The 14,139-nt window shown below is 56.8% G+C and carries 12 protein-coding genes; 10 read left to right on the top strand and 2 right to left on the bottom strand.

Annotated features, from left to right (window positions below):
- Positions 1 to 4: 4 nt before the first annotated feature.
- Positions 5 to 1,207 (bottom strand): ABC transporter substrate-binding protein, encoded by a 1,203-nt coding sequence (locus IE151_RS05065; RefSeq protein WP_382344879.1) that lies wholly within the window; start codon positions 1,205 to 1,207, stop codon positions 5 to 7.
- A gap of 185 nt (positions 1,208 to 1,392) precedes the next feature.
- Here IE151_RS05065 and IE151_RS05070 point away from each other — a divergent pair, with 185 nt between their 5' ends.
- Positions 1,393 to 2,298, top strand: coding sequence for a LysR family transcriptional regulator (locus IE151_RS05070; protein WP_189488558.1), 906 nt, complete (start codon positions 1,393 to 1,395; stop codon positions 2,296 to 2,298).
- Here the strand turns inward: IE151_RS05070 and IE151_RS05075 are convergent.
- Positions 2,283 to 2,834 (bottom strand): TetR/AcrR family transcriptional regulator, encoded by a 552-nt coding sequence (locus IE151_RS05075; RefSeq protein WP_189488559.1) that lies wholly within the window; start codon positions 2,832 to 2,834, stop codon positions 2,283 to 2,285. The genes IE151_RS05070 and IE151_RS05075 overlap by 16 nt on opposite strands.
- 221 nt (positions 2,835 to 3,055) lie before the next feature.
- Here IE151_RS05075 and IE151_RS05080 point away from each other — a divergent pair, with 221 nt between their 5' ends.
- The 9 genes from IE151_RS05080 (at position 3,056) to IE151_RS05120 (ending at position 14,139) form a co-directional block, all read left to right on the top strand.
- The gene (locus IE151_RS05080; protein WP_189488561.1) at positions 3,056 to 4,234 is read left to right on the top strand and encodes an efflux RND transporter periplasmic adaptor subunit; all 1,179 of its coding nucleotides are present in this window, start codon (positions 3,056 to 3,058) and stop codon (positions 4,232 to 4,234) included.
- The gene (locus tag IE151_RS05085; protein ID WP_189488563.1) at positions 4,231 to 7,341 is read left to right on the top strand and encodes an efflux RND transporter permease subunit; all 3,111 of its coding nucleotides are present in this window, start codon (positions 4,231 to 4,233) and stop codon (positions 7,339 to 7,341) included. Before IE151_RS05080 ends, IE151_RS05085 begins: the two co-directional genes overlap by 4 nt.
- A 111-nt stretch (positions 7,342 to 7,452) precedes the next feature.
- Positions 7,453 to 10,236 (top strand): [protein-PII] uridylyltransferase, encoded by a 2,784-nt coding sequence (locus tag IE151_RS05090; RefSeq protein ID WP_189488565.1) that lies wholly within the window; start codon positions 7,453 to 7,455, stop codon positions 10,234 to 10,236.
- Positions 10,237 to 10,327: 91 nt separating this feature from the next.
- Positions 10,328 to 11,395, top strand: a complete 1,068-nt coding sequence (gene trpS / locus IE151_RS05095; protein ID WP_189488567.1) for a tryptophan--tRNA ligase — start codon at positions 10,328 to 10,330, stop codon at positions 11,393 to 11,395.
- Positions 11,396 to 11,449: 54 nt separating this feature from the next.
- Positions 11,450 to 11,941, top strand: a complete 492-nt coding sequence (locus IE151_RS05100) for a universal stress protein (protein ID WP_189488569.1) — start codon at positions 11,450 to 11,452, stop codon at positions 11,939 to 11,941.
- 113 nt (positions 11,942 to 12,054) lie between these two features.
- A complete protein-coding gene (locus tag IE151_RS05105; RefSeq protein WP_189488571.1) occupies positions 12,055 to 12,639 on the top strand; it encodes a NifU family protein in 585 nt (194 codons plus the stop codon).
- A gap of 17 nt (positions 12,640 to 12,656) precedes the next feature.
- Positions 12,657 to 13,046: a MerR family DNA-binding protein gene (locus IE151_RS05110; RefSeq protein ID WP_189488573.1), complete on the top strand. Its 390-nt coding sequence runs from the start codon at positions 12,657 to 12,659 to the stop codon at positions 13,044 to 13,046.
- 23 nt (positions 13,047 to 13,069) lie between these two features.
- Positions 13,070 to 13,564, top strand: coding sequence for an MmcB family DNA repair protein (locus tag IE151_RS05115; RefSeq protein WP_189488576.1), 495 nt, complete (start codon positions 13,070 to 13,072; stop codon positions 13,562 to 13,564).
- 41 nt (positions 13,565 to 13,605) lie between these two features.
- Complete coding sequence (locus tag IE151_RS05120; RefSeq protein ID WP_189488578.1) at positions 13,606 to 14,139, top strand: AAA family ATPase; 534 nt, start codon at positions 13,606 to 13,608, stop codon at positions 14,137 to 14,139.

Raw genomic sequence — 14,139 nt, forward strand, 5'->3', positions numbered from 1 at the left:
CCGCTTACTGCGTTACGAGCGGGCAGCCGCTCTCTTCCGGCTTAGCGTAGGCTTCAGCACCGGGAATGGTGGCAAGAACCTTATAGTAGTCCCATTCCTTCGTGCTTTCGTCCGGCTTCTTGACCTCGAGCAGGTAGACGTCGGAGATCATGCGTCCGTTTTTGCCGACCGATCCACCGCGGGCGAACACGTCCTCGACGGGCATTTCCTTAAGCTTGGCGGCGACCGCGTCGCTTTCGTCAGTGCCTGCCTCCTTGGCTGCCTTCAGATATTGCAAGACGGCCGAGTAAGTGCCTGCATGGACCATGTTCGGCATTCTGCCGTTGAATTTGGCGGCGTAGCGTTCGCCAAAGGCCCGGCTTTCATCGTCCCGATCCCAATAGAAGGATTCCGTCAGAGTCAGGCCTTGTGCGACATCCAGACCGACGCCATGCACGTCCGCGAGAGTGAAGAGCAGTGCGGCGAGGCGCTGACCGCCGGCCACGATGCCGAATTCCGCAGCCTGCTTGATGCTGTTCTGCGTGTCGACGCCGGCATTGGCAAGCCCGATGACCTTCGCGCCGGATGATTGCGCCTGCAGCAGGAACGACGAATAGTCGGTGGTTGCGAGCGGATGCTTGACCGCGCCGACCACCTGGCCGCCATTTGCCTTCACGACTGTGGAGGTCTGTTCCTCGAGCGAATAGCCGAAAGCATAATCCGCCGTCAGGAAGTACCAGCTATCACCGCCATCCTTGACCAGCGCGCCGCCGGTGCCAACGGCAAGGGCGTGCGTGTCGTAGGCCCAGTGGAAGCCGTAAGGGGTGCACTGCTTGCCGGTCAGTTCGGACGTTGCCGCACCCGTGTTGATGGTAATCTTTTTCTTTTCGTTGCTCAGGGCCTGGACGGCGAGGCCAACAGACGAGGTCGTCAATTCCATGATCGCATCGACCTGCTGCGTGTCGTACCATTCGCGGGCGATATTGGACGCGATGTCGGGCTTGTTCTGATGATCGGCGTTGATCAACTGGATCTCTACGCCTTCAATCCCGCCATCTTTCTTGAAATCTTCGATAGCGAGTTCTGCTGCTGCAACAGATCCCTTGCCGCCGAAATCAGCATAAACGCCGGACTGGTCGTTCAATATGCCGATCTTGATGACATTATCGGAAAACTCTTGAGAAAAAGCGGTGCTCGAAAGAGCGAGTAGGCCAAAGGCCGTAAGAATGGATGTGCGCATCGTATCCTCCCATGGATGCATCACTAAGGAAACGGGACGTTTGCTGTTCCTCCCGAAACGGCCCGTTTGATATGAGCTTCACCAAAAGGCGAACTTGACGCAAGTCGCATCGTGAAACAATTTCCAAGCAGAGCCTGTTCAATTTTGAACAAGCGGACCGGAGTGAGGATATAATGCGATTTAGCTGGGACGATTTACGCTATTTCCTCGCCGTCGCGCGAAGTGGTCAGCTATCCTCAGCGGCACGTCGACTTCGCTCCAGTCACGCAACTGTGTCCCGGCGAATAGAAAATCTGGAGCTTGCACTTTCGGCAAAGCTCTTCGAACGCAACCCGCAAGGCTACGTATTGACGCCGGCGGGGCAGCGTCTTCTCGCCTCAGCCCGTCGAATAGAACAGGAGGCCGAGCGCCTGCAGGAAGCGGCGACCGACTTTTCTCCTGTGCGCGGGGCGGTGCGTTTGAGCACATTGGAGGGTTTCGGAAACTATTTCCTTGCTGATCGTATGCGCAGCTTCACCGATGCCTTCCCGAATATTTCGCTGGAGCTCGTTACGATCCAGCAGATAATGGCGCTATCGCGTAAGGAAGCGGATCTTCTGGTTACGCTCGACCCGCCCAAAAGCGGGCCATATGTATGCGAGAAACTCACCGATTACACCCTCAAGATTTATGGAGCCAAGGAGTATCTGCGTCGGCATCCGCCGATTGTCGATCCTGCGCAAGTGGGGCATCATCCTTTCATCGGATATATCGATGACATGATATTCTCGCCCGGCCTCGATTATCTGCACGATGTATTGCCGGGCTTGAAAGCAAAATTTCAAGCGAGCAGCATCATGTCTCAGCTCAAGGCGACTCAGCAGGGTATCGGGCTTTGCGTTCTGCCGGTTTTCATGGGGGAGGACGACCCGCTTCTCGAAGTCGTCTGTCCTGAGGCGATCACCATAGAGCGCACATACTGGCTTGTTGTTCCCGATCAGGCACATGAGCTGGCGAGCGTGCGAGCCGTGGCGGGATACCTAAGGAAGGAGGTGTCCTCGACTCCCGAATTCTTTCTAGGAGATCAGGCTTTGAACTGATCGAGAATTTCAAAGAGCTTGTCGATGACGCGGGCTTCTTCGTCTCCATTGAGAAGCTGAGTGTCGAAAAGACGCATGCAGCGTAGGCCTTCGATGGCAAGGAAAGCGATCAAAGCCAGTTCGGGTTCGTTGTTTTGTGTCTTGAAGGTTTCCACCAGCTCCATCTGGTAGCGGCGAATCGGCGTGATCATGTCAGGGTTTTCGGCGATGGCGGCGAGCACCCCCGTCGGCACGACCTTGCCCGCGCACCGTTCGCGGCGGTAGGCTTCGACAAAGGCTTTTATGCAGGCATTTTGAACGCCGCGATTTTCTTCTGCGGCCTTGAGGACTTCGGATTTGAGAACGCAAACATGCCCTTCGACTAACGCCTCCATGAGCCGCGCCTTGCTCGAGAAATGATAGAGAAGACCGCTTTTCGATATGCCCGCTCTCTCGGCTACGGCATTCAGGGAAACGTTCGCGGTTCCGTTTTCATGTGCGATGGCCGTGGCCGCGTCCAGAATGCGGTCACGCGTCGAAACCCGATCCGAGGTCATATATAATACTTTCAAATTGACATTACCGACCGGTCGGTACAGTAAAGGGAAACGTAACCAAATACGAGCTTTTTCGCGCGCCCGACGCAAGTTCACGGTCAACAGGTGCGGAAATCCGGATTTGAGTTCGAAATCGCATCGAAATCCGTGGTAGAAGGCTTTCGCTCCTAGAGAGACCGGCAGTGCTTCTAACGTCGAACGAGACCGGGGACAGGCTCGACATGATAAAGCGTTTCATCATAGCCCTCATTTTCATCATATTGATCTGCGGGGGGCTCGTCGGGTTCAACCTGTTCCGCGACAAGGCGATTTCCGATTACTTCGCTAACATGCAGACCCCATCCCAGACGGTCTCGACATATGTTATCGAGCCCGGCGATTGGGAACCAGGTATTGACGCCATTGGCACGGTCAGCGCACGTCAGGGTGTCGATCTTGCTGTGGAAGCGAATGGCACGGTTATGGCGATCAATTTCAAAGCCAACCAGGATGTCACGAAGGATGCGGTGCTCGTTCAGATCGATGATCGCATCGAGCGGGCCGATCTGGCTTCGTCTGAATCGTCCCTGCAGCTGGCTGAAGATACGTTGCGTCGTACGCGGTCGCTGGCCAGCCGAGGCGTTAACGCTGCGTCTGCGCTCGACACCGCACAGTCGGAAGCCATCCAGGCGCGTTCGACCGTCGAACGTCTGCGGGCGGTTCTGCGCCAGAAATCACTGGAGGCGCCTTTCGCCGGAACCATGGGTATTCCCGAGATCGAGGTCGGCCAATATGTCACTGCTGGCACGAAGGTGGCGACTTTGCAGTCTCTGGACACGATGCGGGTTGATTTCACTGTTCCAGAGCAGGAATTGTCCAGTCTCAAGCTCGGGCAGCCCATCAAGGTTATGATCGGAGAAGGCGAAGACGGTGTGGACGGTACGATCACCGGCATCGATCCCAAAATCAACGCGGAAAGCCGTCTCGTCAGCGTGCGCGGGGAGGTGGAGAATCCTGATCGTAAACTCAACCCTGGCCAGTTCGTACGCGTTCGCGTGGTACTGCCGACCGATGAAGGCGTTCTGGCCGTGCCCCAAACTGCCGTGACGTCGAGCCTCTATGGCGACTACGTGTTCGTCGTTCGCAACAAGCGCGAAGGGCAGCAGAATGGCAGTGCGGATGCGCAGCCCGAGCAGGCTCAAGTCGAGCCGATCGCCGACGACGCGGAGAATCTTGAAGTGCGGCAAGTTTTCGTTCAGCTCGGTCGCCGCTCCGGTCAACGCGTCGAAATCCGCGAAGGTCTGCGTGCCGGTGAGACCGTTGTAACAGCGGGTCAGAACCGTCTGTCCAACGCGACGCCAGTCACAATCAACAATGATGTGAATCCGGCAGAGATCGAAAGAAGCGGAGCACAGCAGTGAGCTTTTCCGACATCTTCATCAAAAGGCCGGTTCTCTCGGTCGTTACGGCCGCACTGATCCTGCTTCTCGGTTTTCAGGGCATCTTCAACCTTTCGGTACGTCAGTATCCGGAAGTGGAAGAAACCGCGATTACTATTACGACGACGTATCCGGGCGCGAGTGCCGACCTGATCCAGGGTTTCATCACGGCTCCGATCGCGCGCGCCGTCGCGACGACTGAAAACATTGACTATGTCAGCTCTACCAGCCGCACCTCGGCAAGCGTCGTGACCGTGCAGATGCAGCTTGGCGCTGATCCCGATGCCGCGCTTACCGAAGTTATTTCCAAGGTCAATCAGGTTCGTGGGAATCTTCCGTCAGAATCTGATGATCCGATCATTGTCAAAGGAACGGGTCAACAGTTCGCCATCATGTATTTGGCGGCGCAGAACCCGAATATGACGCAGGAGCAGATTACCGAGTACTTGAAGCGCGTCATCAGTCCGCGCCTCTCCACGGTCGAAGGTGTAGCGGAAGTCCAGATCCTGGGCGAAAAAGAATATTCGATGCGCGTCTGGCTCGATCCGGTCCGCATGGCCTCACGCAACGTGACGGCCTCGGAAGTTCTTTCGGCCATCAATGCATCCAATTTCCTTGCCGCACCAGGCAAGACCAAGAACGAATATGTTGCCTCGCCGATCAATTTGAATTCTACCCTGCAAACGCCGGAAGTGTTCGGCGCGCTGCCGCTGCGCTCGGAAGGCGACAATGTCGTCCGATTGCGCGACGTGGCTAATGTCGAGCTTGGTGCGGCCGATCTTGACACCGTCGTGACCTTCAACGGCACACCGGGCGTCTTCCTCGCAATCAATCCGACACCTGCCGCCAATCCACTCGATACAGCCGCAGGAGTTTTGGAGGAACTTCCTGCCATTCAGAACTCGCTGCCGGATGGCATGTCGATCGTGCTGGTATACGATGCCACCGAGCAGATCAGCGCTTCGATCGAAGAAGTGTTCAAGACGATTGCCGAAGCAGTTGCTATTGTTATCGTCGTCATCCTTCTCTTCCTGGGTTCGTTCCGTTCGGTTCTGATGCCCATCGTCACGATACCGCTCTCGCTGATCGGCGTTTGTTTCTTCCTGTATACATTGGGTTACTCGATCAATCTCCTATCGCTGCTGGCCATGGTTCTGGCTATCGGCCTGGTGGTGGATGACGCGATTGTCGTGGTGGAAAACATCCACCGCCACATCGAGGAAGGTCTTTCTCCCATGCGGGCGTCCTTTGTCGGGATGCGCGAGATTTCTACGCCTGTCATCGCGATGACAATCACTCTGGCCGCGGTGTTCGCGCCGCTCGGTTTCACCGGCGGCTTGACCGGGGCATTGTTCCGTGAATTTGCGTTTACACTAGCGGGCGCGGTGATCATCTCCGGCTTTGTGGCGCTGACGATTACGCCGATGATGTCGGCGCGCCTTTTGAAGGCCGGCAATCACAGCCGGTTCCAGAATCTTGTCGATCGTTCCTTCAGCCGCCTCGAAAACCGATACGAGCGACTGGTGGGCGGATCCCTGAACTACCGTCCCGTTACGCTCTTCATCGTGATCGCGCTTCTCGCCGTCACGGGCTTCCTTTTCATGAAGACCTCGTCGGAATTGGCGCCGGAAGAAGATCAGGGTGCACTTTTCTCGCTTGTTACCGCTCCGCGTTATGCGACCTCACAATATACAAAGCTCTACCTCGACCAGATGGACGAGATGACAGGATCGCTCGAAGAAACGCGTGCCCGCTTTTCTGTGGTGGGCATGGGCGGCGAGACAAACTCGGCCTTCTACGTCTGGGCGTTGAAGGACTGGGCTGACCGCACACGTTCGCAGTCTGAAATCCAGCAACAGGTTCAGGCTGAGATCAACAAGGTTCCGGGCGTTCAGGCTTTCGTTTTCGCGCCTCCTACCTTGCCGGGTACTGGCGGCGGTTTGCCGATTTCGGTCGTTATTCAGTCGACCGGCGAGCCACAGCGCGTTTATGAATATGCGGAGGAAATACGCAAGCAGGCACAGGCCAGCGGGCGCTTCATCATCGTCCAGAATTCGATGAGCTTCGATGCACCGCAGGTGACGATCACGATCGATCGCGATCGTGCCGCTGCTTTGAATGTGCCCATCAGCGATATAGGCGCGACGCTTGGCGTTCTGGTTGGTGGCGGCAAAGTTGCGCAGTTCGACCGCGATTCGAACTCCTATGACGTAATCACCCAGGTACCTGATCGCTACCGAGCCAATCCGCAGGATCTTGCGAGCTATTATGTTCGCGCGGCGTCGGGACAGATGGTGCCCTTATCATCGGTTGTGCATGTGGAAACGGGTGCCGCCCCGGCTGCAATCGAGCAGTTCAACCAGTTGAATTCCGCAACCATCAGCGCGTTGCCGCTTCCCGGCGTTACGACAGGTGCAGGCCTGCAGGCCATTCTCGATGTGGCACAACCCAACTTGCCGGACGGTTTCTTCATCGACTATTCCGGTCAGTCGCGTCTCGAGATCGAGCAGGGCAACACGATCCTGATCGCCTTCGCGCTCGCCATCGTCGTCATCTACCTGGTGCTGGCCGCGCAGTATGAAAGTTTCCGTGACCCGCTGATCATTATGATGTCGGTGCCACTGTCGATCTTCGGCGCGATCGTTCCGCTCAATCTCGGTCTGGGAACGCTCAACATATATACGCAGGTCGGGCTAATCACGCTGATCGGTCTGATCACCAAACATGGTATCTTGCTGGTCGAGTTCGCGAACCAGCAGCGTGAGCACGGTATGTCGCGCCATGATGCTATCATTGCTTCCGCCAAGGTGCGTCTGCGTCCAATCCTGATGACGACAGCCGCCATGGCCATCGGTGTCGTGCCGCTGATCATCGCCCAGGGCGCGGGTGCAGCCGCCCGTTATTCGATGGGCCTGGTGATCTTCTCCGGCATCCTCATCGGCACGATGTTTACGCTGTTCGTGGTACCGATGTTCTACACATTCCTTGCCGAGTCTGACTCGCATTTCCGCGATTTGATGGAGCGCAGACGCAGGAACGATGCCGAAGCCAACGAGGCTGAACTTCCCGCCCCGCACCTGCCGGCCTGAACGACCAGGAGGGCATAAAATTCACACCGCGCATTTTCGAATGCGCGGTGTTTTCATGTTGGAAGCGCCGCACTAAGGTGCAGACGCACATTTCGAGAGTACGGAAGGCCGATGGCGCGCATAGCTTTGAAGTTCGATGAAATGGTTGACAGCGTGGCGCTCCGCCGCCAACTTGCGGCACTGCATCAGGACCATTCCGACCCGCGCCCGAAAGTTCTTTCCCTTCTAAAGGAAACAGTAGCATCGGGCCATAAGCGAGCTCAGGACATGCTAGCTTTGGATGGCGGCGGCACGGTCTGCGCGCGGCGCCTTTCCTATCTTATGGATGAGATCATCTGCGCTCTGGCCGACTATGCTGCCCGTTATGTTTATTCGGTGCAGAATCCATCCTCCGGTGAACGCATCGCAGTTGGCGCAGTTGGCGGTTATGGTCGCGGTACCCTCGCACCCGGTTCGGATATCGATCTGCTTTTCGTGCTTCCCTACAAGCGCACTGCCTGGAGCGAGCAGATCATCGAGTATGTGCTCTATATGCTTTGGGATCTGGGGCTCAAGGTCGGGCACGCGACCCGTAGCGTGGAGGAATGCCTTCGTTTGTCGCGCGACGACATGACCATTCGCACAGCCATTCTTGAAGCGCGCTTTATCTGGGGCGAGGAAACTCTGTTTGCCGACATGGTTCGGCGCTTCGACGAGGAAATCGTTTCGAACACCGGGCCAGAATTCGCGCAGGCCAAGCTTGTGGAGCGGGATCAACGCCATCGCAAGGCGGGTGAAAGCCGTTATCTCGTCGAGCCGAATGTCAAGGATGGCAAGGGTGGTCTGCGTGATCTGCACACGCTGTTCTGGATAGGTAAGTATGTTTATCGAGTAAGACGAGGCGAAGACCTGATCGGCAAGGTTTTCACGCGTGGCGAATATAATCTCTTTCGCAAGGCCGAAGATTTCCTTTGGGCCGTGCGCTGCCATATGCATTTTCTGACTGGCAAAGGCGAGGAGCGCCTGAGCTTCGATCTCCAGTCGGAAATCGCCGCCCGCCTTGGTTATACCACCCACCCCGGCCTGTCCGCCGTCGAACGCTTCATGAAGCACTACTTCCTGGTCGCGAAGGACGTCGGCGATCTGACGCGCATCTTCTGCTCAGCTCTGGAAGAGGAGCACGCGTCGGAGACATCGGGCTTCAACCGCCTGATCATGGGATTTTCGCGCCGCCGTCGCAAGCTCGCAGGGACCAGCGATTTCATCATCGATAATTATCGCATTAACGTGGCCGCCCAAGATGTCTTCTCCAAAGACCCGATCAATTTGATCCGGCTGTTCTGGTTCGCAGACCGTCACGGGCTGGAATATCATCCCGATGCTTTCAAGCTTCTGACCCGCTCGCTGCATCTGGTCGACCGCACCCTGCGCCGCAATCCGGAGGCCAATGAGCTTTTCCTCGATGTGCTAACGTCGAACCGCAATCCCGAGCTCAATCTGCGGCGCATGAACGAGACGGGATTACTCGGTAAATTCATTCCGGATTTCGGCAAGATCGTCGCGATGATGCAATTCAATATGTATCATCACTACACTGTGGATGAGCATCTGCTGCGCTGCGTCGGCGTCCTGGCTGAGATCGAACATGGCGAAGGCGAAGCGGTGCACCCCTTATCGCACAAGTTGATGCCGGACCTCGCCAACCAGCGGACCCTGATTTATGTCGCCGTCCTTCTGCATGACATTGCGAAAGGACGGCCGGAAGACCACTCGACGGCGGGTGCGCGCGTTGCACGGCGAATCTGCCCGCTGCTGGGGCTTTCCGATCAGGATACGGAAACAGTCGCCTGGCTGATCGAGAATCACCTGCTCATGTCGATGACCGCTCAGACACGCGATCTCAATGATCGCAAAACCATCGAGGATTTTGCGCGCGCGGTGCAATCGATTGACCGCCTCAAGCTGCTGCTCATTCTCACGGTTTGCGATATTCGTGGCGTCGGCCCGGGTGTTTGGAACGGCTGGAAGGGCCAATTGCTGCGAACGCTCTATTTCGAGACGGAACTGGTTTTGAGTGGAGGCTTCTCGCACGCTTCGCGCGATCAGCGCGCCAAGGCTGCACGTGCAGCGCTTGAGAATGCGCTGGACGCCTGGCCGGAACAGGAAAAACAACGTTACACGACGCTGCCCTACACGAATTATCTGCTGACGGTCAGTCTCGAAGATCAGGTTCGTCATGCAGAATTTATTCGTGCTGCCGATGAAAAGAAGCTGCGGCTCGCCACCATGGTGCGCGCAATGACATTCGAGGCGGTAACCGAGATCACCATTCTGGCGCCTGACCATCCGCGCCTTCTGTCGATCATCGCGGGAGCCTGCTCCGCGGCCGATGCCAATATTGTCGATGCGCAAATTTTCACGACGTCAGACGGTCGCGCGCTCGATGTCATCCTTATCAATCGCGAATTTGACCGTGACGAGGATGAGACGCGTCGTGCCGAGCGGGTAGGTAAGCTGATCGAACAGGTGCTGTCTGGCAATGCTTATCTGCCTGAAATCATCGAGAAGCGCCGAGCGTCGAAGAAGCCGAGCAAGACCTTTACGGTGAAATCGCGCATCGACGTGCGCAATACAATTTCCGAGCGCTTTTCAGTCATCGACGTGCGTGGTCTTGATCGCCCGGGCCTGCTCTCGGCTATCACCGGAACGCTTTCAGATCTCTCTCTCGATATAGCCTCGGCGCATATCACGACCTTTGGCGAAAAGGTTATAGATACCTTCTATGTCACCGATCTGATGGGGCATAAGGTGACAAATGAAAGTCGCATCAAGGCCATCCGGGAAGCGCTACTCGACGTATTGGAGAGCAACGGTCAAGGCCGGCGCGAGAAGTCCGTGCAGGCGGCAAACAGCTAGCGCTGCTTGATCGCAGGCGCTTCGTCGTTCATAAGCGGCGCTGACAGAATAACGAAGTTTGGTCGTTCGTGACCGTGAAAGGTGTCGTTCCATGACGGGTTTTGAGCCGCGCGTTTTTTCCGGCGTTCAGCCGACCGGTAATCTGCATCTCGGCAATTATCTCGGAGCCATCAAGCAGTTCGTGAAGCTGCAGGATAGTTTCCCGTGCCTCTATTGCGTGGTTGATCTGCATGCGATCACGGTTCCTCAGAACCCGGTCGAACTGGAAAATGCTATTCGCGATATTGCCGCCGCCTATCTGGCTGCCGGTATCGACCCAAAAAAGCACATCATCTTCAATCAGAGCCGCGTGCGCCAGCACACCGAGCTTGCCTGGATTTTCAATTGTATTGCGCGTATGGGCTGGCTCAATCGCATGACGCAGTTCAAGGAAAAAGCCGGTAAGGATCGTGAGGCTGCCTCTGTTGGATTGTTTGCCTATCCGAGCCTGATGGCCGCAGATATTCTGCTTTATCGCGCCACCCATGTCCCCGTCGGAGATGACCAGAAACAGCATATTGAGCTGACGCGTGACATTGCCCAGAAGTTCAACAATGACTACTCGGACCGCATTGCCGAACTCGGCGTGGGCGTCGAGATGAAGGTCGGCGACGAAACCGTGAATGGCTTCTTCCCGCTGACAGAGCCGCTGATTGGCGGTGAAGCGCCGCGTATCATGTCGTTGCGCGACGGAACGAAGAAGATGTCAAAGTCCGACCCGTCCGACCTTTCGCGTATCGCTTTGAAAGATGATGCCGATACTATTGCCAAAAAGATCCGCAAGGCAAAGACCGATACAGAGCCGCTACCGGACACTGTCGAAGCTCTGGCTGGTCGGCCGGAGGCCGAAAATCTCGTCAGCATCTATGCGGCACTATCCGGAACAACGCGCTCCAGGGTCATCGAGGAATTTGCCGGCAAGCAGTTCTCCGTTTTCAAGCCTGCTCTGGCTGATCTGGCGGTCGAGCAGATTGCGCCGATTACGGCGGAAATGCGCCGCTATTCGAGCGACCCGGGTCATATTGATGCGATATTGCGGGACGGCGGCGAACGTGCCAGCGAGATAGCGGAGAAGAACATGGTGCATGTGCGCGATATTATGGGCCTGCTCAACCGCTGAATTGTCAGCGCCGCAGGGTAGTGGCAAAATACGGGAAAAACCGAGGGGAAACGTATGGTCTCTAAGCGTCTGATCCGTGAAGCCGGACATAAGCGTAAATTCCTGGCCGTCGTGGACGATACGCCCGAATGCGAACGCGCCGCCGCCTATGCGGCGCGGCGTGTCAAAAGCACCAGCGGGGTGCTCGTCCTGCTCTACGTGTCCGAGCCCGATGGCTTTCAGCATTGGCTAGGCGTTGAGCAGATCATGCGCGAGGAAGCCGAGCAGAAGGCGCGTGACGCACTGCACAAGGTCGCGGGCAAGGTGCGCGAGGAAGTGGGCATCGAACCCGAACTCGTTGTGCGCGAGGGAGCGGTAGTAGAGCAGATCCACAAGCTGATCGAGGAAGATCAGGACATTGTCATATTGGTTCTGGCGGCCGGTAGCGGCAAGGAAGGTCCCGGTCCGCTGGTGACTTCGGTCGCGGGCAAGGGCGCAGCTTTCCCGATTCCGGTAACAGTAATCCCGCATTCGCTTTCGGATGAAGACATCGACAGCCTGACCTAAGAAAGTTTGAACCCAAGCTTTCTTGAATGGGACGCTGGAATCCTCTATTTTAGAGGTATTCCAGAAAATCGCGGCAGCAAGCCTTGAACTTGTCCGCCAGCACGGAGACAACCATGTTCATCCAGACCGAGACGACGCCGAACCCGGCAACACTCAAGTTTTTGCCCGGGCGCGAAGTCATGCCGTCCGGCACGGCGGAATTCCGCGACGTGCAGTCGGCGCAGGAAGGTTCTCCTCTGGCCGCTCGTCTGTTCGACGTGCCGGGCGTAACCGGCGTGTTTTTTGGTTATGACTTCGTCACCGTCACCAAAGGCGATGCCGAGTGGCAACATCTCAAGCCCGCTATTCTCGGTGCGCTGATGGAGCATTTTCTGAGCGGCGCGCCGGTTCTTGCGGGTCAGCATCAGTCACAGATGGCTGATATCGAGGCTGGCGAAGAATTTTACGATGAAGCTGATGAGGAAATCGTCGTCACCATCAAGGAAATCCTCGACACCCGTGTTCGACCTGCCGTGGCCCAGGATGGCGGCGACATTACTTTCCGCGGCTACAAGGAAGGCACGGTCTTTCTGAACATGAAGGGCGCGTGTGCCGGTTGTCCGTCATCTACTGCGACCCTGAAGCACGGTATCCAGAACCTGCTGCGTCACTTCGTGCCAGAAGTGCAGGAAGTTGAGCAGATCGCCGAAGCCTATTGAGAAGCAGGGGACGGAAGATGAACATCGGTTGCGCTTCCGAACTGTCCGATCTACCGGCCAAGACCATTCGCTACTACGAAGAGATCGGTCTGGTTTCGCCGGATCGATCCTCCAATGGCTACCGCGACTATAACCAGCGCGACATCGAAGCTCTCCAGTTCCTGCGCAAGGCGCGCGGACTCGGCTTCAGTGTCGATGATTGTCGGCAATTGCTCGCGCTCCAGAGCGACGAAACACGCGCCAGCCAGGATGTGCGTGCCCTTGCAAGCGGTCACATAGAGGAAATCACTGCGCGGATTGCGCAACTTGAAGAAATGCGCGTCGAACTGCAGGCCTTGGTTAAGCGGTGTCGCGGCGATCAAAATCCGCAATGCGCCATTCTCGACGCAATTTCCGCCCATAACTAGCTCTGTTTTCACGGAGTTTACTTATGCCCATAGTTTCCGCCCTCGACGCGCATCCATTGCGCGACGGGCGTCAATCTCCTCGCGCTCTGTCCATCCGACGCGGCGTGCAGCTGATGCTGGCCGAGCGGCGCATCCAGTGCCTGCCGGAATTGTGCTTGCGCTCGGGCCGCCGTGCCGATCTGACCGCGCTGACAGAGAAGGGCGAAATCTGGATCATCGAGGTCAAATCCTCAGTTGAGGATTTTCGTGTAGACAAGAAGTGGCCGGACTACCGCGACTATTGTGACAGGCTGTTCTTCGCTACGCTAGCGGATGTGCCCGCGGAGATATTCCCCGACGAGTGCGGCTTCATTCTTGCAGATGCCTATGGAGCCGAAATCATGCGGGAGGCACCGCAGCACGCGTTGCCGGCTGCTCGCCGCAAGGCCATGTTGACCCGCTTTTCCAGAAGCGCCGCAGCTCGCCTGTTCGCGGCTGAACTGGCCGGTGTTCCTATTCAGACTATTGATGCCGATTAGTGACCGTGCCAGTCGCCCTGTTGAAAGGAATGTGCCTCAGCATGCGGAACCCTTTGCTTATTGTTCTTTCGGGCTGTTCCGGTGGCGGAAAATCGACGATCCTTGACGCCTTGAGAAATAAAGGCTTTCCAACCATCGATGAGCCGGGGCGGCGTATCGTCAGACACGAAATGAAGCAGGGTGGCAAGTCGCTGCCCTGGGACGATCCGGAGGCTTTTGCCCGGGCCGCCATTGATCTGGCCATAGAAGATCATGAGGCTGCAAGAGCACAAGGAGGAGTGGTTTTCTTTGACCGCAGCCTCATCGACGCCGCATCTTTTCTACGGGTGGTGACCGGCGAAGAAAGCACTAGTCTTATCGAGCGTTATCCTTATGCCCGAAGCGTTTTCCTGACCCCGCCTTGGCAAGAAATCTACGTAACTGATGCGGAGAGGAAGCACGGTTTCGACGATGCCATCGCGGAATATGAGCGATTGGTTCGCGACTATTCCGCTCTTGGCTATGAACCGATAATCCTGCCGAAGACGGGCGTCCGCGAGCGCGTCGATTTCATTCTGGATGCGCTCGAAGCCTGA

The organism is Limoniibacter endophyticus (genome assembly GCF_014652835.1).
GTDB classification, from domain to species: Bacteria; Pseudomonadota; Alphaproteobacteria; order Rhizobiales; family Rhizobiaceae; genus Limoniibacter; species Limoniibacter endophyticus.

Coding starts and splice junctions, on each gene's coding strand:
- IE151_RS05105 (WP_189488571.1), top strand. CDS start 12,055: ATGTTCATCCAGACCGAGACGACGCCGAACCCGGCAACACTCAAGTTT.
- IE151_RS05120 (WP_189488578.1), top strand. CDS start 13,606: ATGCGGAACCCTTTGCTTATTGTTCTTTCGGGCTGTTCCGGTGGCGGA.
- IE151_RS05090 (WP_189488565.1), top strand. CDS start 7,453: ATGGCGCGCATAGCTTTGAAGTTCGATGAAATGGTTGACAGCGTGGCG.
- IE151_RS05100 (WP_189488569.1), top strand. CDS start 11,450: ATGGTCTCTAAGCGTCTGATCCGTGAAGCCGGACATAAGCGTAAATTC.
- IE151_RS05070 (WP_189488558.1), top strand. CDS start 1,393: ATGCGATTTAGCTGGGACGATTTACGCTATTTCCTCGCCGTCGCGCGA.
- IE151_RS05080 (WP_189488561.1), top strand. CDS start 3,056: ATGATAAAGCGTTTCATCATAGCCCTCATTTTCATCATATTGATCTGC.
- IE151_RS05075 (WP_189488559.1), bottom strand. CDS start 2,834: ATGACCTCGGATCGGGTTTCGACGCGTGACCGCATTCTGGACGCGGCC.
- IE151_RS05110 (WP_189488573.1), top strand. CDS start 12,657: ATGAACATCGGTTGCGCTTCCGAACTGTCCGATCTACCGGCCAAGACC.
- IE151_RS05115 (WP_189488576.1), top strand. CDS start 13,070: ATGCCCATAGTTTCCGCCCTCGACGCGCATCCATTGCGCGACGGGCGT.
- trpS (WP_189488567.1), top strand. CDS start 10,328: ATGACGGGTTTTGAGCCGCGCGTTTTTTCCGGCGTTCAGCCGACCGGT.